The organism is Aminivibrio pyruvatiphilus (assembly GCF_004366815.1).
Lineage (GTDB): Bacteria > Synergistota > Synergistia > Synergistales > Aminobacteriaceae > Aminivibrio > Aminivibrio pyruvatiphilus.
Genome location: NZ_SORI01000002.1, coordinates 117,714 through 139,512, shown reverse-complemented (window position 1 = coordinate 139,512; position 21,799 = coordinate 117,714). Strand labels below are relative to the sequence as shown.

Annotated in this window: 19 protein-coding genes; 10 read left to right on the top strand and 9 right to left on the bottom strand. The window is 61.6% G+C overall.

Annotated elements, in window-relative coordinates; genetic code table 11:
- Window positions 1-58: 58 nt before the first annotated feature.
- The 6 genes from C8D99_RS02460 to C8D99_RS02435 form a co-directional block, all read right to left on the bottom strand.
- Window positions 59-1,072, bottom strand: a complete 1,014-nt coding sequence (locus C8D99_RS02460; protein ID WP_133956036.1) for a TAXI family TRAP transporter solute-binding subunit — start codon at window positions 1,070-1,072, stop codon at window positions 59-61.
- 225 nt (window positions 1,073-1,297) lie between these two features.
- Entirely contained in the window at window positions 1,298-2,683 is a 1,386-nt protein-coding gene (locus C8D99_RS02455) for an MmgE/PrpD family protein (protein ID WP_133956034.1), read from the bottom strand.
- 16 nt (window positions 2,684-2,699) lie between these two features.
- Complete coding sequence (locus tag C8D99_RS02450; RefSeq protein ID WP_133956032.1) at window positions 2,700-4,061, bottom strand: MmgE/PrpD family protein; 1,362 nt, start codon at window positions 4,059-4,061, stop codon at window positions 2,700-2,702.
- An 8-nt stretch (window positions 4,062-4,069) separates the two neighbouring features.
- On the bottom strand, window positions 4,070-4,396 hold the full coding sequence (locus C8D99_RS02445; RefSeq protein ID WP_133956030.1) for a DUF4387 domain-containing protein: 327 nt from the start codon (window positions 4,394-4,396) through the stop codon (window positions 4,070-4,072).
- Window positions 4,393-5,790 carry an MmgE/PrpD family protein gene (locus tag C8D99_RS02440; protein ID WP_133956028.1) on the bottom strand — a complete coding sequence of 466 codons (1,398 nt, stop codon included), beginning with the start codon at window positions 5,788-5,790 and terminating at the stop codon, window positions 4,393-4,395. Before C8D99_RS02440 ends, C8D99_RS02445 begins: the two co-directional genes overlap by 4 nt.
- A 3-nt stretch (window positions 5,791-5,793) precedes the next feature.
- Window positions 5,794-7,182 carry an acyclic terpene utilization AtuA family protein gene (locus C8D99_RS02435; RefSeq protein WP_133956026.1) on the bottom strand — a complete coding sequence of 463 codons (1,389 nt, stop codon included), beginning with the start codon at window positions 7,180-7,182 and terminating at the stop codon, window positions 5,794-5,796.
- Between the two features lie 279 nt (window positions 7,183-7,461).
- Here C8D99_RS02435 and C8D99_RS02430 point away from each other — a divergent pair, with 279 nt between their 5' ends.
- Entirely contained in the window at window positions 7,462-8,472 is a 1,011-nt protein-coding gene (locus tag C8D99_RS02430; RefSeq protein WP_133956024.1) for an NrpR regulatory domain-containing protein, read from the top strand.
- Window positions 8,473-8,515: 43 nt separating this feature from the next.
- On the opposite strand, the gene C8D99_RS02425 is transcribed toward C8D99_RS02430, so the two are convergent.
- Both C8D99_RS02425 and glsA read right to left on the bottom strand, forming a co-directional pair.
- A complete protein-coding gene (locus C8D99_RS02425; protein ID WP_208321043.1) occupies window positions 8,516-9,016 on the bottom strand; it encodes a GNAT family N-acetyltransferase in 501 nt (166 codons plus the stop codon).
- 50 nt (window positions 9,017-9,066) lie between these two features.
- On the bottom strand, window positions 9,067-9,984 hold the full coding sequence (gene glsA / locus C8D99_RS02420; RefSeq protein WP_133956020.1) for a glutaminase A: 918 nt from the start codon (window positions 9,982-9,984) through the stop codon (window positions 9,067-9,069).
- 301 nt (window positions 9,985-10,285) lie between these two features.
- Between glsA and C8D99_RS02415 the strand changes: the two genes are divergently transcribed.
- From C8D99_RS02415 to ahbB, 5 genes are all read left to right on the top strand, one after another.
- The gene (locus C8D99_RS02415; RefSeq protein ID WP_133956305.1) at window positions 10,286-11,740 is read left to right on the top strand and encodes a catalase; all 1,455 of its coding nucleotides are present in this window, start codon (window positions 10,286-10,288) and stop codon (window positions 11,738-11,740) included.
- A gap of 95 nt (window positions 11,741-11,835) precedes the next feature.
- On the top strand, window positions 11,836-13,002 hold the full coding sequence (locus C8D99_RS02410; protein ID WP_133956018.1) for a radical SAM protein: 1,167 nt from the start codon (window positions 11,836-11,838) through the stop codon (window positions 13,000-13,002).
- A gap of 10 nt (window positions 13,003-13,012) precedes the next feature.
- The gene (locus C8D99_RS02405) at window positions 13,013-13,999 is read left to right on the top strand and encodes a radical SAM/SPASM domain-containing protein (RefSeq protein ID WP_133956016.1); all 987 of its coding nucleotides are present in this window, start codon (window positions 13,013-13,015) and stop codon (window positions 13,997-13,999) included.
- A complete protein-coding gene (locus C8D99_RS02400) occupies window positions 13,981-14,457 on the top strand; it encodes an Lrp/AsnC family transcriptional regulator (protein ID WP_133956014.1) in 477 nt (158 codons plus the stop codon). The genes C8D99_RS02405 and C8D99_RS02400 overlap by 19 nt, the downstream gene beginning before the upstream one ends.
- Window positions 14,458-14,462: 5 nt before the next feature.
- Window positions 14,463-14,948 carry a siroheme decarboxylase subunit beta gene (gene ahbB / locus C8D99_RS02395; RefSeq protein WP_133956012.1) on the top strand — a complete coding sequence of 162 codons (486 nt, stop codon included), beginning with the start codon at window positions 14,463-14,465 and terminating at the stop codon, window positions 14,946-14,948.
- 5 nt (window positions 14,949-14,953) lie between these two features.
- On the opposite strand, the gene C8D99_RS02390 is transcribed toward ahbB, so the two are convergent.
- Window positions 14,954-15,589: a GDSL-type esterase/lipase family protein gene (locus C8D99_RS02390; protein ID WP_166669963.1), complete on the bottom strand. Its 636-nt coding sequence runs from the start codon at window positions 15,587-15,589 to the stop codon at window positions 14,954-14,956.
- 341 nt (window positions 15,590-15,930) lie between these two features.
- Between C8D99_RS02390 and C8D99_RS02385 the strand changes: the two genes are divergently transcribed.
- The 4 genes from C8D99_RS02385 to C8D99_RS02370 all read left to right on the top strand — a co-directional run bounded on the left by C8D99_RS02385 (window position 15,931) and on the right by C8D99_RS02370 (window position 21,799).
- Complete coding sequence (locus C8D99_RS02385) at window positions 15,931-17,643, top strand: PAS domain-containing sensor histidine kinase (RefSeq protein WP_133956008.1); 1,713 nt, start codon at window positions 15,931-15,933, stop codon at window positions 17,641-17,643.
- Window positions 17,636-18,718 (top strand): HD-GYP domain-containing protein, encoded by a 1,083-nt coding sequence (locus C8D99_RS02380; RefSeq protein ID WP_133956006.1) that lies wholly within the window; start codon window positions 17,636-17,638, stop codon window positions 18,716-18,718. Before C8D99_RS02385 ends, C8D99_RS02380 begins: the two co-directional genes overlap by 8 nt.
- 15 nt (window positions 18,719-18,733) lie before the next feature.
- Window positions 18,734-19,096, top strand: coding sequence for a metallopeptidase family protein (locus C8D99_RS02375; RefSeq protein ID WP_133956004.1), 363 nt, complete (start codon window positions 18,734-18,736; stop codon window positions 19,094-19,096).
- Between the two features lie 207 nt (window positions 19,097-19,303).
- Window positions 19,304-21,799, top strand: coding sequence for an EAL domain-containing protein (locus C8D99_RS02370; RefSeq protein ID WP_166669962.1), 2,496 nt, complete (start codon window positions 19,304-19,306; stop codon window positions 21,797-21,799).

Genomic DNA, 21,799 nt, shown 5'->3' with positions numbered 1-21,799 from the left:
GCGGGGGGCCGGGCCGCGGGGAGAACACGCGGCCCGGCGGGATAAGGTGCAGGCGGCGCTATTTTTTGTACTCCGGAGGAATGAACCGCTCCGGAACCTCTAGTCCCTTTTCCTTCGCGTAGCGGATGAGCCCCGCATGGGCCGGCACCACGTCTTCCCCGGCATTCCTGAAGTAGTCACCCACGGGGTCGAAGCCCTTCACGGGACCGTAGGCGGCGGCAATTTCGTCAAAGCCCTCCACGTAAGCCTTTACGATCTGGTAGCCCACTTCCTCGGGCATGGCGGCGGTGGCCACAGCACCGGCGATGGGGCATTCCTCCCAGATGGGCCCCACGTCAGGGAATTCCTTGATGCTGCCCTTTTCACGCTTCAGGAAGGTCATGTAGGGTATCTTCTCCTGGATCTTCTTCACGTCCTCTTCGGAATACCCGACTACCGTCAGGGGAGTGGTGAGGTTGACTTCGATGAGGGATGCGTCGATATTGTTGAGTCCGCTCGATTTCTGAAGCCCCACGATCCGGTTCTCTTTCAGGGCGGTTATGGCGTCTCCCAGGGCTGACGGGACAAGCTGGATGTTGGTCCCCAGGATCTTGTCGTACTGCATCACGTAGGCGGCGGACGCCGACCCGGGAATGCCCGGGCAGAACCTCTTGCCCTTCAGGTCGCCGAAGGTCGTCACCCCGGAATCCCTGCGGACGTACAGCCTGTCGGCGAAGATGTTTCTCAGGAAGAGCCATCGGACATCCTTGAACTGCTTGCCCTCGAAGCCCTCGATTCCCTTGTAGAGCTGCAGCGAGCCCGGCAGGTCGATGGCCAGGGCGAAGTCGAACACCCCGGCGCTGATCTTCCTCAGGTTGTCCATGCCGGCCCCGCTCTCCACCACCGTGACCTGAATGCCGTTGTCGGCCTTGTTGATCACGTTGGCAGCGGCCACGCACCAGGCATACACTCCCGAGGTGGACGAAGTGCTTCCCATGTTCAGATGGATCTCCGCGCCTGCCCCGGCGGCGAACAGCAGTACCGCCGCGAAGGCTGCGACCAGTCCGGGAACAAATCCTTTTCGGAATTTCATTGCAGAATCCCTCCTGTCTGTCTTTTTCTCGAAAACACCTGAGAAAACTCTGCGCAGGGGTACTCTTTTTCCTGATCGGCGACCACGCCCCTTCCTTCCGCTCCTCCGGATTCACCGGGGAAGAATGAATGTCCCGTTTTTTCCCAGATACTCCGCCAGCCCGCCTTTCCTCAGGATGTCAAGCATCACGGGCGGAAGGGGTACCAGGGGTTATTGCCCTTCACCTCAGCCCTTCACGGAAAGGAGTTCCGTGAGTTCCCTTACGTTGCCCAGGTCTTCAAGATGGAGCACCGATTCGATGATCCGTTCCACCTGCTGCCCGTCGCCGATGGCCTTTCCTGCGAGGGTGCGGAATTTCCAGAGCAGTTCGTCGGAAGAGAAGGGATTCTTCGGGTGTCCCTTGGGAAAGGTTTCCTGGAGATTGAAGACCTGCCCGTTGTTCAGGTGAACGTCCACCTTTACGGTGTAGCGCAGGTGCCTGGGCAGTTTCTCTATCTCCTCGTCGTGGACCACTTCCACTTTCTTCGCGAACTCCAGGATCTTCGGGTCCCGGATCTTTTCCTCGGTGAACTGGTCGATGAAGGCGTTCCCCTCGAGAAGGGTGACGGCGCAGACGTAGGGGTGGCTGAGCTGGGCCGCCACCACGCTGGTTATGGCGTCGGCGTCCACGGAGTACTTGTGGGTGATGGACGTGGTGTGGGCCACGACCTTCGCGATGTCGTCGGGCTTGATCTCCGGGTGGTCCTCCCGGAACTTCCGGAGCGCCCCGATGGTGGTGTGCTTGCTGCGGCAGGTGGAATAGAACTTGAGGCCGATGCCCATCAGCTCCCACCGGGTGCCCAGTTCGCCGCTGGTCCGCTCCGTATCGTACACGTCGTCGGTGAAGCAGTTGTAGAAGCCGCCGAACTTGTTCTCGAAGACGTCCTCTATGCCGGTGAAGCCTTTCTGCGCCAGGAGGGCGCCGATGATGGCCCCTTCGGAGGACTTGGACGGCACGATCCGCTTGGCCATGGAGGCGAACTGGACTGCCTGGAGCCCGCCGGCCCAGTTCCCGGCGATGCCCATGGCGTGCCCCATCTGCTCCGGCGTCAGGCCGAGCATGTTGCCCACCCCTGCGGCGGAGCCGAAGGGACAGCAGGTTCCCGTATTGTTCCAGCCCTGGTGGGCGATCTCCATACCCACCGGCGCCGCCACCCGGCAGGAGACTTCGTAGGCCAGCGTCGCCGCGGTGAGGAAATCCCTGCCGCTCATGGTCCCGAGCATCTCGGCGAAGGCGGTGACGCAGCCCAGCACGCCGGTGGAGACGTGGATGATGCCGTCCGTGTGGGTGTCGTCCAGTTCGAAGGAATTGATGGCGGAGCCGTTGATCATCATGGCGTTGACCACGGACGTCTTCCTGTCCGTGCCCCAGAGGGACGCCTCCTGCCGGTCGCTCATGTTCTCGAGGACGTCCCGGTAGATCTTCATCCACGGAGTGGTGGAGCCGAAAAGGCCGCAGCCGTAGCAGTCGAGCATCACCCTTTTGAGGTGATCGAGCACCTCGAAAGGAATGTCCTCGTACCGGAGCTCCGAGGAAAACCTGGAAAGCCTTTCGTTGATGGTGTCCATCATGGTCCGTTCCCCCTTCTCAAATGTGGAGCATTTCCGTGAAGGAGGCGATCTCCCCACGGGTATGGATTGCCATGGCCGCCGCCATGATCTCTTCCGCCCTTTCGGGAGGGATCACTTCTCCCGTGACGTCCCGGAATTTTTCGAAAAGCTCCCCGTCGGACATGGGGTTTTCCGCGTCCCCCTTCGCATGGTCGATCCTTGTGGACGCCGTGTTCCCTTTTGTGTCCCTGATCTCCACGATCATGGAGCGGGGGTTCGGGTAGAGCTTCTGGATCTCTTCGTCCACCTCGATCCGCACGAGGTCCGAGACCCTTCTCACTTCCGGGTCGGCGATGGCCTCCTCCTCGTACTCCCCTATGCCCGCCTTCCCCCTGACCAGGATGGACGCGATGCCGTACTGGATGCTGAGACGGGCGTGGAGGGGCGAGCGGTAGTCCGGAATGTCCGAGCCCTGTTTCGCGTTGCGGTGGGTGCGCACCACGATGGACGCGATCTCCTCCGGGGGGAAGGGGCGCTGCTCCAGGTCCTTCTGGGTGGCTTCGATGGCGTAGTGCACATACCTGCAGGAGCAGTAGGGCTTGAAGTAGATGCGCAGGAAATGCCAGTCCTCTCCGAGATCCCTGTCCACGAGGGCCGTGTCTGCGCTGTCGGCGAAGCAGTGGAAGAATCCGAGCTTTCCCTCGAGGATCTCCGCGGGACCCGTCATGCCGTCCCGGGCGAGCATGGCCGCGAGGATGCCGTTTCTGGCGGCGTTGCCGGGATGGACATGCTTTGATATGGACCCGTCGATCTCGTACTGGTTGATCCCCGACGCAAGGCTCCCGGCGATTCCCATGGCCTGGACCGTCAGCTCCGGTGAGAGACCGAGGATTTTCGCCGCGGACGCCGTCGTGCCGAAGGAGGCGATGGTGCCGGTGGGGTGGAATCCCCTGAGGTAATGGCCCGGGTTGATGGCGGTCCCTATGCGGAGCGACACTTCGTAGCCCGCCGTGATGGCCTCCACAAGCTGCTTCCCGGAAATCCCCTCCGCCTCCCCCAGTGCGAGGCATGCGGGGATGATGGAAGCGCCGGGGTGATAGGTGGCGTATTTCGAACCGTCGTCCAGCTCGAGGGCGTGGGCGGCCATTCCGTTGACGAAGGCCGCGGTCATGGGGGATTTCCGGAGAGGGCTTCCCGCCACGACGGACCGGGGCTCTTCCCCGAGCCGCCCGGCGAACCTTCTCCCCGCCTGTCCGCTCTGCGACAGGCGGCTCCCGGCGAGGAGGGCCCCCACGGTGTCAAGGAGGCACCGCCGCGCCTGGGAAACCACGGCCTCAGGCAGCCGGTCACAGGCGAGGGAGGCCGAAAAGGCGGCGAGATGTCCGGTGAGGCCGGCCATGGTCTGTCTCAGTCCTCCCAGGGGACTTCGAGGGAGAAGAGAGGGGCGTACTGCTGGCATCCGTACACATCCGTCTCCCCGGGGCCGCCGCTGGGGATCTTTCTCTTGATGTTCGCCTTGATCCCCATGCCGGGGTCGAAGAACATGAAATCCAGGATATTGTCCTCGGGAAGGCCGTAGGCGGCGGCTATGGACTTTTGCGTCACGGCTCCCGACTCTTTGACCCTCTCGTAGATCCTCCGGTCGGCGAAGATGATCTCGAGGGTGATCATGAAGCTGCCCGCGTTCTTGCTCCTGATCGTTCTGGCCAGGCTGCAGATGTTCATGGTCTTCATGGCGTATGAAACCTCCCGAAATGGTCGAGTATTTGCCCGTACCCGGCTGCGCCGGGGGCGGACTCTATGCAGATATCCCAGAGGCCCGATACGAATTCTTCCGGATAGTAGGGGGCCAGCATGGCCGTCAGCTTTTCCCGAAGGTCCCCGTCGGTGACGGGGTTCTCCGGTTCGCCCTTCGCCACGGGGATTCCCTTCCCGAAGCTCCTGCCGTCCTTCAGGACGAGGCGCAGCCACGCCCCCCGCTCCTCGGGGTACAGGGCGTTCATGTGCTCGTCCTCCTCGATCGTCACGGCCGAGGCGACCCGCCTCAGCTCTTCGTCGGCAAGGAGTTCGGGCGTATAGTCCTGGAGGGTGACGTTCCCCTTCCTGAGGGCCACGGCGAGGGAGAAGGGCAGACTGAACATGGCCTCCTCGAAGGTGGCGGGAAGGAAGATCTGCCCCACTTCCACGATGCCGAGCCTGTAGGTCTTCACGCGGATGGATTCCACGTCCCGCTCCGTGCACCCCAGAACCTTCCGGGCTTCCCTCGCCAGGTCGATGGCGGCGTGGCAGTGCCTGCAGGTGGGGTAGAGCTTGGTGTAGGTCAGCAGGATCTCCCACCGCTTCCCGAGGTCGCCGGTGAGGGCTTCTTCGGAATATTCGCCGGCGCACATGGCCTTGAACCAACCGTGCTGTCCCTCAAAGAGGGTGCGGGGTGACCGGGCCCCCCGGAGGGCGAACTCCGCCGAAAGCACTCCCGCCATGGCCGATTTTCCGGGCTGCAGGGGCTTGATCCCCGGGTGGTCGTGGAGCATCTCCTGGAGCCCCGCGCTCTGGAGCCCTCCCATGGACATGGCGTAGGCGAACTGTTTGCCCGCCAGGCCCAGGATGGAGGCGCACCCGGCGGCGGCCCCGATGGAGCCGCAGGTCCCGGTGGAGTGGAAGCCCCGCTTCAGGTGGGAAGGGTTGATGGACCGGGCCGCCCTGAGCATGGCGTCGTACCCGACGGCGATCCCCTTCAGGATGTCGGGAAAGGAAGAACGCATTTTTTCCCCCATGGCCAGAACGGCGGGAATGACCGCCACGGCCGGGTGGGACGTGCCCCACCGGTGCCCGTCGTCCAGCTCGATGGAGTGGGCCATGATCCCCGTGGCAAGGGCCGCCCAGGGCGCGGGAACTTTGCTTCCGTCGCAGAGGATGGTGGCTTCCTCCCTGCCGCCGGTCTCCCTGGCGTACTCTATGGCGATGGCCGCCAGCTCCCCTTCGTGAAACCCGGCGGCGGTCTCGCAGAGGAAGTCCATGAGCACCCTCCGGGCCTTCTCCAGCACGTTCCCGGGGATATCCCCGGGGCCGAGGGAGGCGTAGAAGTCCGCCAGTTCCGTGAGCAGCGTCTTCGTCACCTGTGCTTCCATGGCCTACGCTCCCGGCACGGTCTCGAAGGTGTACCGGAAGATGCCGGGATCCAGGGGATCCTTCAGGGTGAGAAGATGGTCCACCGTCCACTGGTAGCATTTGTTCTTCGGGAAGAGGGGCTCGTCGGTGACGAGGGCCACGGATCCCCCCGAGGAGTTCATCTGGCCCGGATAGCTCATGTAGAAGAACCGGAACTTGGCGCACTTGGCGACGGAGGTGGCCAGCTCGATGTCCCTGGAGATGACCTCGATGACGATGGCGACCTCGTGGGACCGGGTGATCTCCACGGGCTCGTTCTCCTTCATGACGGCGTTCTTTCCGTAGGGGTGGAAGAAGAGTTCGTACTGGTCGTCCCGCGCGGGCCCGATGATGTCCGAGACCTTCTTCCGGGTGTCGGCGAGGATCTGGTCGAGGTGGGCGATGGCCCTGGTGTCCCGGATGCCTACGAGATGGTATACTCTATGACCCGCCTCTCCGGCCCCTTCGAGCTTGACCTTGTAGCTGCCGTCGGGGGAGGGGACGAAAAGGCTGCCCGTGACTTTGCAGATCCGGTCCGTCTGGGCCTCGTATTTGCTGGCGTGCATGTCGAGGATGCCTCCGGGGAGGGCCTGGATGAAGGGGTTGGTCCGCTCGTACATGGAGTGGGCGGCCACACTGTGGGGGGTGGCCTGCTGGTCCGGGTGGATGGGCTCGATGGTGAAGTGGTCGTCGTACACCGTCCCGATGATGGATTCCTTCACCTTCTGGGGCCAGCAGACGAGGGAGGCGCATTCGGCGGCCTTCCCCATGTGGAGACTCACTCCCCTGTCGAAACCTTTGAAGACGGGATAGGCGGCAAGCACCGCGTCGTCGCAGGCCCGCCCGGCGATGATCACGTCCGCTCCCTTTTCCAGGGCGTGCATGATCTGCTCCACCCCCATGCTGGCCGTGACGTTGGTGGTGTTGTCCAGGACGTCGTCCGTCAGGGGGAAGGACGCCCCCAGGGGTTCCGTTGCCCCTTTCCCCACCCGCTCCCGGAGAGTCTCCATGGGTATCTGGGAGTAGATGAGGGCCATGGTGAAGGGCTCCATCTTCCGTTCCTTCGCCACGGAGCGGATAATGTCGGCGTAGAGGTTGACCCCCCTGTCCGTGCCGGTGGTGCTGCAGGAGCCCACGATCATGGGCACCTTCTTCTTCCGGGCCTCCACGAGGGTGATCTCCAGGTCGTGACGCTCCCACTCGATGGGGTTGTGGGGCATGTCCGCCCCCAAAAACGTGGGGCCGGCATCGGCAGTTCCCGCGTCGGCCCCGAAGCAGTCGATATCCCTTTTGACACCCTCGTAGAAGGTTCCCTTCTCGATGATGTTGTCTCCAAGGTTGCCCGTCGAAACCAGCAGAGAAACTTTCCTCATGGATATGTCTCCTTCCGTGGTTTTTATTGTATGCATCCTGGAAAATTACTCAAAACGGAAATCTATTTCCGTAACTCTTGGAAGGATGATACCCATAGTGGGAGTGCATTGTCAATGGGTGGTTTGGGTGGTATAAATAAAGCAGGGCAATTGCATGTATCTTCTGGCGTTAAGGCGTGCGGTTTCGCGGTCAAAGCGGTTTTTAAGGAAGAAAAAATCCGGAATTCAATTACCGAAGTCCGAAAAAAGAATTGAAGCTCTGGCGAGGGAGGGTGACCCATGTTCGAATCAGACGAATACCCCGAGACTGTCATTGAGATACTCAGGGTCCTTTATTTTTCGGGAAAACTCCAGACCACGGCGGATCTTCGTACCGCCCTCAACAGGAGAGGCGTGGATGTGGAAACCAGGACCATCAGGTACCATCTCACGAACCTGGAGAAAAACGGCTTTGTGCGCCGCTATGGAAACAGGGGAGTCATGCTCTCGCCGGAGGGTGTGGAGGAAGCGAAGATGCTCCTTGTTTTCGACAGGGTGGGAGGTCTCGCCATGGAGACGGAGCGCCTTTCCCTTGACTGCGATTACGATGCCCGGACCGGAAAGGGGAGCATTATGGTCAACACGCTCCTCGTGGACAGGGGAAAGACCGGTGAAGCCTTGGAAATGCTGTCACAGGCTTCAGGCAGCGGGGTCATACTCTCTTCCAGGCTCGGTATGCTCCATGCCGGGGAAAGGATGTGGAACTGCGAGGTCCCCGAAGGGAAGAACGCCCTCATCGGGGTGTCCGGCAGAAATTACGACATCATGCTCCAGCAGGCGCGGATTCCCACCGAGACGAGCGCCACGTTCCTCTACAGGGTAGAGGACGGCCGTCCCAGGGGCATTGCCGACATCATCTCCCATTCAGGAACGACCCTCAGCCCCGGAGAGCTTCTCATACGGGGAAAATACACGTCGGTCTCCGGCGTCGTCGCGGCGGGGTCGGGGCTTGTCACAGCCGCCATCAAGACGTTCCCCGCGGTTTTTTACGATGAAGTGAAGTCGATTCTGGAGAGCCTCGACGAAAGTCTCTTCTCGGGCCTCGTGGAGGTCAGGGCTCAGATTCCCCAGTCCTACAGGATGTCCTACAAGGACCGGAACAGGGGCTATATGCTCGTCTACGGCGGCGCCAACTTCTTTGCCCCCCTTGTGGAACAGGGTTTAGCGGAGCAGCTTTCAATCAGCCACAGCATCTACCCGAGCGAACGGATGCTGCCCGTAAAGGAAATTGCGGCGGCCCTCTGCGATTGAAGACCGGCCGTGCCCGGGGCCTCAAGAGGTCCCGGGCCGGGTGCTAGTTCTTCGCGAGCCTGTCCAGGGCTTCTCCGGTCAGGCGGAACACCGTCCATCCGTCAAGGGGTTCGGCGCCGAGAGAACGGTAAAACTCGATGGACGGAGCGTTCCAGTCCAGGACCGCCCATTCGAACCGGGCGCATCCCCGTTCTTTCGCCAGGCACGCCAGGTAGGAGAGAATGGCCTTGCCCATCCCCCTCCCCCGCATTTCGGGCTTCACGTACACGTCTTCGAGGTAGAGCCCGAGCCTGCCTGCAAAGGTAGAGAAGTTGTGGAAGAAAACAGCATAGGCCACCGGTTTCCCCTGCCATTCCCCCAGAAGGGTCGTGGCCCCGGGCCGTATGCCGAAGAGGCTCACTTCCAGGCTCTCCTCCGTGGCCGTCACCTGGTCCTCGAGTTTTTCGTACACCGCCAGCTCCCGTATCAGGGAGAGAAGAGCCGGCACGTCCTCTTTCACAGCCTGCCGTAGGGTGAAGCCTTCGATTTTCGTTACTATCGTCATATCCATCAGCCTTTCCTTCAAATAAGTTGAGTCCGTGACAGGTTTTCCTCTCAGTAAATCCTCAGCTTCAGTTCCTCGCTCAGCCTCCTGAGCATGGCCAGCCCCGCCACGGAGTTCCCTTTCCTGTCCAGGGCGGGACCGCAGGTGCCGATGCCCATCCTCCCGGGGACGGCCGCGGCGATGCCCCCGCCCACGCCGCTCTTGGCCGGGATGCCTACCGTGACGGCGAACTCCCCGGATCCGTCGTACATTCCGCAGGTGGCCATGATGGTCCGCACCACCCGCGCCACCCTGGGGCTCACCACCCGTTCACCCGTCACGGGGTTCGTTCCGTCCGCCGCAAGGGTGGCCCCGAGCACGGCGAGATCCCCGCAGGTGACCTCCAGGCTGCACTGCCGGAAGTAGGCGTCGAGGATGTCCTCGATGTCGCCCTCCAGGTTGCCCACGCTTTTCAGGAACCATGCCAGTGCCCTGTTCCTGTCGCTCGTTCCCTTCTCCGACAGGTAGACCGCCTCGTTCACGGCCACCGCCTTTCTGCCCGTCATCCGCGCGGCCATGTCGCTCACGGCAGCCATTCGGTCGCGGCTCTCCTTCCAGGGAAGCAGGGAAAGAACCACGATGGCCCCGGAGTTGATGAGAGGGTTGTGGGGGCGGTGGGGCGCATCCATCTCCAGGCGCATGATGGAGTTGAAGGGGTCAGCGAGAGGGTCCATCCCCACGGCGGAGAACACCTTCTCTTCGCCGCATTCAGAAAGGGCGAGGGCCAGGGAGACCACCTTGGACACGGACTGCATGGTGAAGGTGAAGTCCGTGTCCCCTGCGCCGGAAAGCCCCGATGAAAGATCCCACACGGCGATGCCCGTCGCGTCAGCCCTCGCCTTGGCCAGTTCCGGGATGTAGGTCGCCACATGCCCCTGCCTCCATGAATCCCTGCAGTTTTCCACCACGGTTTCCAGAAGTTCTTTCATGGACCGGTCCCTCTTTTCTCCGGAAAATGATGACGCTGGGATCTCTATTGTAATACAAGGAGGCGTTGACGGGGAAAAATTTTATGTGTAGAATTTAAAAAATTGAAATGGTTGTTATTCACTTCTGGATTGAAATGGTTTTTTATTTTCCAGCCCGCCGTTCCCAGGCGGGAATTGCCTTCTTTCCTCTTTTTCTTTCCTCCGTTTGCCGGGAAAGTGGGTATGCGCTGAGTGTTCTTCGGGAGAGACATGAGCCGGAAAGAATGGAGGAGGTTGCAGAATGAGTGACAGGGAACAGGACATGAAGAAGGAAAAACTTACCAGCGTTACCGGGGCGCCGGTGCCGGATAACCAGAATTCTCTTACTGCCGGGCCCAGGGGACCTCTGCTGATGCAGGACGTGTGGTTCCTGGAAAAGCTTGCCCACTTCGACCGGGAAGTGATCCCCGAACGCAGGATGCACGCCAAGGGATCGGGAGCCTTCGGCGTGTTTACCGTGACCCACGACATCACGAAATACACGAAGGCGAAGATTTTTTCAGAGACCGGAAAGAAGACCGAGATGTTCGTCCGCTTCTCCACGGTGGCGGGCGAACGGGGAGCCGCCGACGCCGAACGGGACATCCGCGGCTTCGCCATGAAGTTCTACACCGAGGAAGGCAACTGGGACCTGGTGGGCAACAACACCCCCGTCTTCTTCCTGAGGGACCCCCTGAAGTTTCCCGACCTGAACCACGCGGTGAAGCGAGACCCCCGCACCAACCTGCGCAGCGCGAAGAACAACTGGGATTTCTGGTCATCCCTCCCCGAGGCACTCCACCAGGTGACCATCACCATGAGCGACCGGGGCATCCCCTTTTCTTACCGTCACATGCACGGGTTCGGAAGCCACGCCTTCAGCATGATCAACGGGGCAAACGAGAGGGTCTGGGTGAAGTTCCACTTCCATACGCAGCAGGGAATAAAAAACCTGACGGACCAGGAGGCGGAAGCCATCGTCGGCAAGTGCAGGGAGAGTCACCAGCGCGACCTGTATGAAGCCATCGAGCGGGGAGAATTCCCGAAGTGGACCATGTTCATCCAGGTCATGACGGAGGAGCAGGCAAACAACATGCCCTACAACCCCTTCGACCTGACGAAAGTATGGTATAAAAAAGACTACCCCCTGATCGAGGTGGGGCACTTCGAGCTGAACAAAAACCCGGATAACTACTTCCGGGACGTGGAGCAGGCCGCCTTCAACCCCGCCAGCGTGGTGCCCGGGATCAGCTTCTCCCCCGACAAGATGCTTCAGGGAAGGCTTTTCTCCTATGGCGACGCCCAGCGGTACCGCCTCGGGGTGAACCACCACCAGATACCGGTGAATGCGCCCCGGTGCCCGGTGAACAGCTACCACAGGGACGGGCAGATGCGGGTGGACGCCAACGCGGGAAGCACCATCGGCTACGAGCCCAACAGCTACGGCAAGTGGCAGGAGCAGCCCGAGTACAAGGATCCTCCCCTCCCCCTTTCCGGGGCGGCATGGCAGTGGAATTTCCGGGAGGACGATGACGATTACTATACCCAGCCCGGGCTTCTCTTCCGGCTCATGAGCCCGGCGCAGCAGAAGGTTCTCTTCGAAAACACCGCCCGCAGCATAGGCGACGCCCCGAAGGAGATCGAGGTGCGTCACATCGGGAACTGCCTGAAGGCGGACCCGGCCTACGGCAAGGGAGTGGCCGACGCCCTCGGGATTTCCCTCGACGAAGTGAAATAGCTCTCCGCATTCCGTTCCTCCGGGGCCGCGCTTGCTCTTCGGGCGCGGCCCCGCATATTCGCCGGCCGTTGCCTTTGCCCGGAGGAGGTATTTTTTTGATCAGCCTGACAAAACTGCTGCTGGACCGGGAGCATTTCGGAGACAGGCTCAGGTATCACGGAGGCACCCCGGTTTCTGCGGGGGCTGCACCCGGCATGGGACCGGTAGTGGTGTGGAACTGCACCAGGGCCTGCAATCTGGCATGCCGCCACTGTTACGCCTCGGCGACGCCCGCCGGATCGGGAAACGAGCTTTCCTCCGAAGAAGGAAGGGCATTCCTGGAATCCCTTGCGGAGTTCCGGGTTCCCGCCGTTCTCCTTTCCGGCGGGGAGCCCCTCATGAGGAAGGACATCTTCCAGCTCCTGGAGTACGGCGCTTCCCTGGGGCTCCGGATGGTGCTCTCCACCAACGGCACCCTCATCGGCAGCGACACGGCCCGGAGGCTCCGTACCGCAGGCGTGAGCTATGCCGGCATCAGTCTCGACGGCCTGGAAACAGTGAACGATGCCTTTCGGGGAACGGCGGGCGCCTTCAAAAAAACCCTTGCGGCCTTCCGCCACTGCCGGGCCGCCGGGCAGAAGGCGGGGCTCCGGCTTTCCCTCACCCGGACCACTGTGCGGGAGCTTTCCGCCATCTTTCGTCTCGTGGAAGAGGAGGGAATCTCCAGGGTCTGCCTCTACCACCTGGTGTCCGCCGGAAGGGGGAGCGAGCTCCAGGGGGAGGATCTCGCCCCGGAAGAAACCCGGGACGCCCTGGACTTCCTCATCGAAAAGACCCTCGATTTCGGCAGCCGGGGAGTGGATACGGAGATCCTCACGGTGGACAACCATTGTGACGGCCTTTACGTCTTCCTGAAGATGAAGGAAAGGGACCCCGAACGGGCTGAGCGGATTTTCAGCCTGCTCGGCAGGAGCGGGGGCAACCGTTCAGGCATGGCCATCGGGGCAGTGGACTGGGAGGGCAACGTGACCATCGACCAGTTCACCCGGTCCATCGTTCTCGGAAACATCCGGGAGAAGGGATTTGAGAACATCTGGAGGGGGGAGGGGGACTCCTTCCTCGCCATGCTGCGGGACAGGAAGCCCTATCTCCGGGGACGGTGCGGCGCCTGCCGGAGGCAGGAGCAGTGCAACGGAAATCTCAGGGCCAGGGCCCTGGCCGCAGGGGACTTCTGGGGGCCGGATCCGGCCTGTTATCTCACCGACGGAGAAATCGGACTGTAGGAGGGGCGGAATGCTCATTTCATGGAATACCACAAGCCGCTGCAATCTGTTCTGCCGGCACTGCTACCGGGAGTCCGGGCCTGAAAACGACCGGTCCGGGGAGCTGACCACCGCCGAAGGCAGGGAACTCATCGCCTCCATCCGGAGGGCGGGGTTCCGCCTCCTCATCTTCAGCGGCGGGGAGCCCCTTCTCCGGGAGGACATCTTTGACCTCGTCGCCGCCGCCCGGGACACCGGGCTTCTGCCCGCCATGGGGACCAACGGCACCCTCCTCACCGTGGAGACGGCCGCACGCCTGGCGGAGAGCGGCCTCCGGGGGGTAGCCGTGAGCGTGGACAGCCTGGACCGGGAATACCACGACACCTTCCGGGGAACCCCCGGGGCCTTCGACAGCGCCCAGCAGGGGATCCGGAACGCCCTCGCGGCGGACCTCCGGGTGCAGATCAACCTCACCCTCACCGACAGGAACCTGGACCAGTTCGACCGCATGGTGGACTACTATGAGAAGATGGGCGTCCACGCTGTCCATCCCTTCTTCCTCGTTCCCACGGGGAGGGCCCTCTCCATGGCAGAAGAGGAACTCACCTCGGAAGCCTACTTTTCCATGATCCGCACGGTCCTGGAAAAACAGGGCACCGCCTCGCTGGAAATCAAGCCCACCTGTGCCCCCCAGTTCATGCCCATGGCGAAGGAGATGGGCATTCCCCAGAGGTTCACCCGGGGATGCCTGGCAGGAACGGCATACTGCTGCGTCCTCCCGGACGGGGAGGTCCACGTATGCCCCTACCTGCCCGTCAGGGCCAGCAGCGTGAGGGAGAGGCCTTTCGAGGATATCTGGAGGGACAGCGACGTGTTCCTGAAGCTGCGGGATCGCTCGGCCTACGGGGGAAGCTGCGGGGAGTGCGGGCACTGGGAGATATGCGGCGGGTGCAGGGCCAGGGCCTGGTATTACACCGGAAACTATCTTGCGGAGGAGCCATGGTGCTTCCGGAGATGATCCTGGACTCCGTGGGCCGGAAGCTCGTCAACCTTCTCCAGGAGGGCCTTCCCCTGGAGAAGGATCCCTACGGGATAATCGCCCGGGATCTCGACATCTCCCGGAGCGAGGTGACGGAGAGGATCGGCGCCCTCGTCGACGGGGGCGTCATCCGGCGCATCGGCGGCGTCTTCGATTCCGCCGCCATGGGGTATTCGAGCCTTCTCGTGGGAGCGGCCGTTCCCGGGGAGATCTTCGGCGACGCGGCGGCCTTCGTGAATTCCTTCCCCGGTGTTACCCACAACTACCGCCGCTCCGGACCGCTGAACATGTGGTTCACCTTCGCCTCCGGCGACCCAGGGGAGATCGACGGGCTGCTGGCGGCCCTCAGGGAGAGGTTCGGCCTTTCCTCCGTGTATCCCTTCCCGAAGGTGAAGCACTTCAAGCTCAGGGTCTTTTTCGACATGGAGAAGGAGTGACAGCAGTGGACGATCTCGACGGACGGCTTGTACGGGAGCTTCAGGAAAACCTCCCCCCCGGCGAAAACCCCTGGCAGGCCCTCGCCTGCAGGCTCGGAATTCCCGAGGACGAGGTGGTGGCACGGCTGAGGGGGCTGAGGGCTTCCGGCAAACTCAAGAGGGTCGGCGCCGTCTTGAGACACCAGAATTCCGGTTTTGCCGCCAACGCCATGGCGGTTTTCCTCCCGCCCCCGGGCACCACGGACGAACTGGGAGAAAAACTGGCCGCCAGTCCCATGGTGAGCCACTGCTACGAGCGCATCCCCTGCGGGGAGTGGATCTATACTCTCTACGCCATGATCCACGGCAGGACCGAGGAGGAAATAACCTCCTTCGTGTCAGCCTTCGCCGCCGAAAACGCCGTGGAGAAGTACGACATCCTCTTCAGCAGGGAAGAGCTGAAAAAGAGCAGCATGGTCTTTTTCGGCCGCCCTGACGGCGAACCCCGCTGACCCCTTCAGCGGAGATAGGGTTTCAGCGCCTTCGCCACCCGCTCCGCCATGATCCGGTATCCCTCCCCGTTGGGGTGGATGCCGTCCGCCATGAGTGAGCCCTTTCCCAGGATGTCCTTCAGGATGTCCGGAACCAGCAGCGCTCCCGTCGTCCTCGCGGTCTCCAGGTACCTCTTCCCCAGAGGAGCCGCCAGGGGCAGCCCGTCGATTCCCAGAAGAACCACCAGTGCACCGCCGGACTGGATCCGGCGGATCATCTCCCCGAGGAGGGCGAAACTCTCGTCGAGGTTCGCCCTGCGGAGCAGGTCGTTCCCGCCCAGCAGCAGGAGCACCACGGAGGGGGAGAGGGCCTCGAGCTTTTCGATCCGTCCGTAGGCCCTGGAAACGGTGTCGCCGTTCACGCCCAGGTTGATCACCTCGCGGCCTATCAGGCCCGAGAGCACTGCCGGGTAGTCCCTGCCCGGACCTCCCGATCCGAAGCCTGCCGTCAGGCTGTCCCCGAAGGCCACCACCGGCCCCGCCGCAAGGGGCGGATTGTTCACTATCTTCCACGAATTGACCGAAGGCCCGCTGAAAAACCAGTATCCTGCAATGCAGAGAACGGCCAGCAGGGTAAATGCCGCGGGTTTGGACCGAATCACGGTTTCAGCCTCCTTTCGAGCTGCCGCAGGGTAGTATAAAGGACTCCGCCTGAGGGAAACAGGGGAGGATTGCCGGTTTTTCCCGGTACTGGACAATCCCCTGCCGTATAGGTTCTCCGGACCTGTTTGACTTTCTCCCCGGCGATGATGTACAAATAGCCTGTCTTCAACATTTTCCGCCGGAGTCAGGGACTTCCACCGGTTAAAAGATTTCAGGCGGCGCAGCGGAGGTAAAGCGTTATGAGGAGCGTCTTCCCGGTCACTGAACTCTGTGCCCTTGCTGCGGCGGATTTTGACGCCACAGCTCTCCTTCGGGCCCCCGCCGCAAAGGCAGGGAAACAATGAGGATGCAGGCCGTCCGGGCCATCACGAGAATCGTTCTTCCATATCTCCTTTTCGCCGGCCTGTGGATTTTCTTCTCCGACCGGCTTCTGGAGTATATGGACCTTGCCCCCGGAGTCCTGACCCGCCTGTCCATCTACAAGGGCATGGCCTTCGTGGCGGTGACGGCGGTTCTCCTCACCTCCCTTCTGCTGGCGGAGAGCAGGGCCAGGGATCTCACCCATGCCGCCCGCCGCCAGGCCCAGGAGAAGCTGGAGCAGAACGAGCGGCGGCTGCGCCATCTTTTTTCCGTGAGCCCTTCCATCGTGTACACCCTTAACCCTGCTGACTATTCCGTCACCTGGATCAGCCAGAACGTGACGCCTCTCCTCGGCTACACGCCCGATGAGGTCATGCATCCCGGCTTTTGGGAGGAATTCGTCCATCCGGAAGACGTTCAGGCGGTCAGGAACACGTCTGTATCCGCGATCAGGGCGGGAAAAGGAGTCCGTGAATACCGGCTGTTCAGAAAGAACGGAGAAATGATCTGGGTTCACGACGACCTCCTGGTGCTGGGAGACGGGGAGAACAATCCGGCGGAGATCATCTGTGCCCTCACGGACATTACCGAAAGGAAGCGGAGCGAGCAGGAGCGCATACGGCTCCAGGTGGCGGAACAGGCCAGCAGGGCCAAGAGCGCCTTTGTCGCCCACATGAGCCACGAAATCCGCACGCCTCTCAATGCGATCCTCGGGTTCGCCCAGGTTCTGGACAGGGACCCCGCACTTACGGCAGCCCAGGCGGAACAGGTCAGAACCATAATCCACAGCGGAACCCAGCTTCTCTCTCTCATCAACAACATTCTCGATTTATCGAAAATTGAATCGGGAAAAATGGAACTCGCCGTCGAAGGCTTCAATCTCCATGACCTTCTCGATGACGTGGCGGATTTCTTCCGGCCCCAGGCGGAAGCCAGGGGGCTGGTTTTCGGCTACGAACGGAGGGAAACCGTTCCCATCTTCGTCTCCTCCGACAGGAGGAAACTGCGGCAGATCCTGCTGAATCTCCTCGGGAACGCCGTCAAGTTCACGAAAATCGGAGGGGTCGGCTTCCGGGCACAGGCGGAACCCGTTCCCCCCGGCGGGAACGGGGGAGAGGAAGGGGACCGGAGAGTTCTTCTCTCGGTGGAAGTGGAGGACACGGGCCCCGGAATAACGCCGGAAGACCTTGAAGCCATCTTTGATGAATTCAGCCAGTCCTCTGCGGGGAAGGAGACCGGCGGCACGGGGCTCGGCCTGGCCATAACGAGACGCCTGGCCGCCCTTCTGGGAGGGGACGTTTCCGTACGGAGCACACCGGGACAGGGAAGCCTCTTTTGTGTCCGCCTTCCGGTGCTGACGGTTCATGATGGCCGCGGAGAGGCATCGGGCCGGGATTCCCGCATCGGGCCCCAAAACCGTGCCGTCCGGAGTGAAATCTCGGGGCTGAAGGGGGCTGCTCTGTCTATCCCCGCTCCCGGCGAGGAGTTCCCTATTGTCCTTCCGGACGAACTGCGCTCCGGAATGGCCCGGGCGGTGGAAAGGGGAGACATCCTCAGGCTCAGGGACCTCGCCGGTGAAGCGGCGCGTTATGACCAAGCGGCGGGAAAGAGGATCCAGGCCCTTGTGGCGGCCTTCGATTACGAACAGCTCAGCCGGATCCTCGGCATGGAGGAGGACTCGTCCCATGGATAACACAGCTCCCCAGAGGACCGGAAACGAAACGATCATGGCGGTGGACGACACGCCGGCCAACCTCGCCATCCTTGTCGAACTGCTCGGCCGGAGAGGCTACCGCGTCGCGGCCTTTCCCAGGGGGAGCATGGCCCTGAAAGCGGCGGCCCTCGAGGCGCCTGACCTGATACTTCTCGACATCATGATGCCCGGGATGGACGGATTCGAAATCTGCATGAGGCTCAAGGAGGACGAAAAACTCAGGGAAATTCCCGTGCTGTTCATCAGTGCCCTGGACGACCCCGCAGGCAAGGTACGGGCTTTCGCGGCCGGAGGAGTGGATTACGTCACCAAGCCCTTTCAGGAAGAAGAACTCGCCGCCAGGGTCAGGACCCACCTCGACCTCGGCCGCATGCGGAAGGAACTGGAGCGGCACAACCATTATCTCGAGGACCTGGTCCGGGAAAAGGTCAGGGAGATTTCCGAATCCCAGCTTGCCACTATTCTCGCCCTCTCAAGGCTCGCGGAGTCCCGGGACGACGTGACGGGAAAGCACATCGAGCGGAGCCGGTCATACTGCAGGGTGCTCGCCCTCTGCCTCAGGGAGGATCCCCGGTTCCGGGAGACCGTCACCGACGAATTCGTGGAGAACATTTACCACGCCGCTCCCCTGCATGATATCGGCAAGGTGGGCATCCCGGACAGGATCCTCCTCAAGCCGGGTAAGCTTACCCCTGAGGAATTCCGGATAATGAAGACCCACACCACCATCGGTTCCAGGACCCTGGAACGGGTTCTGGAAGAATACCCGGGAAATGCCCTGGTGAAGATGGGCATCACCCTCACGAGGTACCACCACGAAAAATGGGACGGCACAGGCTATCCCGAGGGCCTCGCCGGGGAGAACATTCCCCTGGGGGGGCGGATCATGGCCCTGGCAGATGTCTATGATGCCCTCCGTTCGAACCGACCGTACAAGGAGGCTTTTTCCCATGAACGGAGTGTCGGGATCATCATCGACGGAAAGGGAAGCCATTTCGACCCCGTCGTGGTGGACGCCTTCCTGGCCCGCGCGGCAGAATTCGCCGCCATCTGACAGGAAGGTGGAAGCATGAACATCCGCCGCTTCAGGAAAACGATCGACGCCGTTCTGGAATCTCTTCCGCCGGAACTGTTCCGGCAGCTCAACGGGGGGATCCTCGTCCGACCGGAAACGAAGGAGGACGGGGATGCCCTCATTCTGGGGGAATATGTCGAGGACCCCGATCTCGGCAGCCTGGTCCTGCTCTATTACGGCAGTTTTGCCGAGGCGCTGGAGGGGGCTTCCGCGGACGAGTGGGAGGAAGAGATCGAGGAAACGGTGATCCACGAACTACGGCACCACGTGGAATCTCTCGCCGGAGTTGACTACCTGGCCCGGGAGGAGGAAATGGAGCTTTTTCAGGACGATGACGGAGAGGATGAGGATGCCTGATTTTCCGTGTGGACCGGATGGCTGATTTGCAGTAGACTGACATTGAGGGACTTTTCCTTCCGGGGCAGTCCGGCTTTCGGCCGGACGAAGGAAAACGTTTCCCTTGACGTGACTTTTTTCTGAACCGGTGTCCCCAGCGCACAACGGGCTTCGCTGTCGCTTCCCATGAATGAATATGCCTGGCAGACGCACAAAGGGGAGATATCAATGGGCGCACAGATTCTGATCGTCGACGACTCATCCACAGACCGCATGGTTATCGGGAACATGCTGGCCGATTTTGAAATCCTCACCGCCTGCGACGGCATCGAGGCCCTCCAGGTGATCGAAACGCACCCCGATCTCGATCTCGTCATCCTGGACCTCCACATGCCCAACATGGACGGCTTCCAGCTCCTCGAGAAGCTGAAAGCCGGAAAACCCCCCGTGAAGACTCCCTTTCTTATCCTGACCAATTACGACGAGCTCGACAAGGAAATCCGGGGCCTGAAACTGGGTGCGGAGGATTACATCCGGAAACCCGTCAACCTTGAATCCCTCAGGGTCAGGGTGGAAACCCATCTCGAACTGAACAGAATGCAGCGGCTGGTCGAGGAACGACTGAAGAAAAGCACCACCCTGCTTCAGACCATCCTCGAACAGTCTCCCATCGGTATTTCCCTCTCCTTCAGCAAGGATCCCTTCCGTCCCGGGGAAGACCTTCCCCCTATCATCAACCCCGCGCTTGAAAAAATAACGGGCAGGACCAGGGAGGACCTCCTCGGCCTCGGATGGGCCCGGATAACCCATCCGGATGATGTGGAAAAAAACCTGGAGTATTACGCCGCCCTTCAAGCCGGGGAGATCAAGAGCTATTCCATGGAAAAGCGGTACATCAGACCGGACGGGTCCGTGGTCTGGGTGGATATGACCGTGGCCGGGCTGCGGCTCGGCGATGCTGGCGGAAACGGTCACATCAGCCTGATGCAGGACATCACGGCCCGGAAGACGGCCGAGATAGCCCTGAGGGAAAGCGAGCGGAGCAAGTCCGTCCTCCTCTCCAACCTCCCGGGCATGGCCTACCGGTGCAGATACGACAGGGACTGGACCATGGAGTTCGTCTCGGACGGATGCCGCGAACTTTCGGGCTATGGCCCCGACAGCCTCGTCGGGAACAGGGACCTCTCCTTCAACGAACTCATCGCCCCCGAATACAGGGAAGAACTCTGGCGGAAGTGGGAGCGCTTCCTTCCGGAAAAACGCCCCATCCACGAAGAATACGAGATTACTGCCGCGTCGGGGGTCCGGAAATGGGTGCTGGAGATTGGGCAAGGGGTCTACGACCACGACGGCAACGTGGAGGCTCTTGAAGGGATCATCATCGACATTTCGAGCCGCAGGGAATATGAACGGCAGCTGCAGTTTATGGGCGAACACGATATTCTGACCGGCCTGTACAACCGGGCCTTTTTAGAAAAAATCCTGGCCAGGGACGCGGGGGAGGCGGACCGGACCGTTGTGCTGGTGGACCTGAACCGCCTCAACGCCCTGAGCCTCTCCTACGGCTACGCCTTCAGCGAACAGATCGTCAGGGAAGCGGCGACCCGGCTCCTTGCCCTGGCCACCGATGAAAGGAAGCTCTTCCAGATTTCACCTGAACGGATGGCCTTCTACCTGAAGAACTCCACGGATGCCGGCGAAGCGGCCCGCCTCTGCGACTCCATAATCTCCGCTCTCTCCGGGATCCAGCTCATCCACGCCGCAGGCTGCGGCATCGGCATCCTCCGGCTGGATGAAACATGCCGGGATGGTGACGCCATCCTCCGGAACGCGTCCATCGCCGCGGAATATGCCGCCCGGAAGGGAGCCTTCCAGGTCTGTCCCTTTGAAAAGGAGCTGGAGGAAAGGGCGAAGCGGGAAAAGGACATCAAGGAAGAGCTGCTCGAAACCCTTGGAAACGAGGGGAGCCGGGACATTTACGCTGAATTCCAGCCCATCGTTGACCTGTGGACGGGCAGGATCAAGGGATTTGAAGCCCTGGCCCGCATGAGGAGTCCCAGGCTCGGTCCCGTGTCTCCCCTGGAATTCATTCCCCTGGCGGAGGAACTCCAGCTCGTCGTTCCCCTCGGACGGAAGATCACTGGGCTGGCCTGCGATTTTCTCGAAGAAGTCCGCAGGGCGGGCCATGACGATGTCTACGTGTCGGTCAACGTGTCCGCCATAGAGCTGGTGAGGGACGCATTTCTCGACGACTTCTTCGGTCTCCTCGAAGAGAAGGAAACCGCTCCCTCCCGGATCTGTCTGGAAGTCACCGAATCACTCCTGGCGGACAACTTCGACCTGATCAACCGCAAGCTGGGCGAGCTGCAGAAAAGGGGCGTCTCAGTGGCCATGGACGATTTCGGCACCGGCTATTCGTCCCTGTTCCGTGCAAGGGAGCTGAATGTGAACTATCTCAAGATCGACAGGCACTTCATCGACAAGCTCGTCCACCTTCCCCCGGAGGCAGCCATAACCGGCGACATCATCTCCATGGGACACCGGCTCGGCCGCCTCGTGGTCGCCGAAGGCGTGGAGCTGGAAGAACAGAAGCGCTACCTGGAGCGGCACAGGTGCGACCTGATGCAGGGCTATCTCTTCAGCAGGCCCGTTTCGCCCGAAGCCGCGCTGGAACTGCTCGGGGAGACAAACCCGGCGGAACCTCAACCGGAAAGGGGCGTTTGA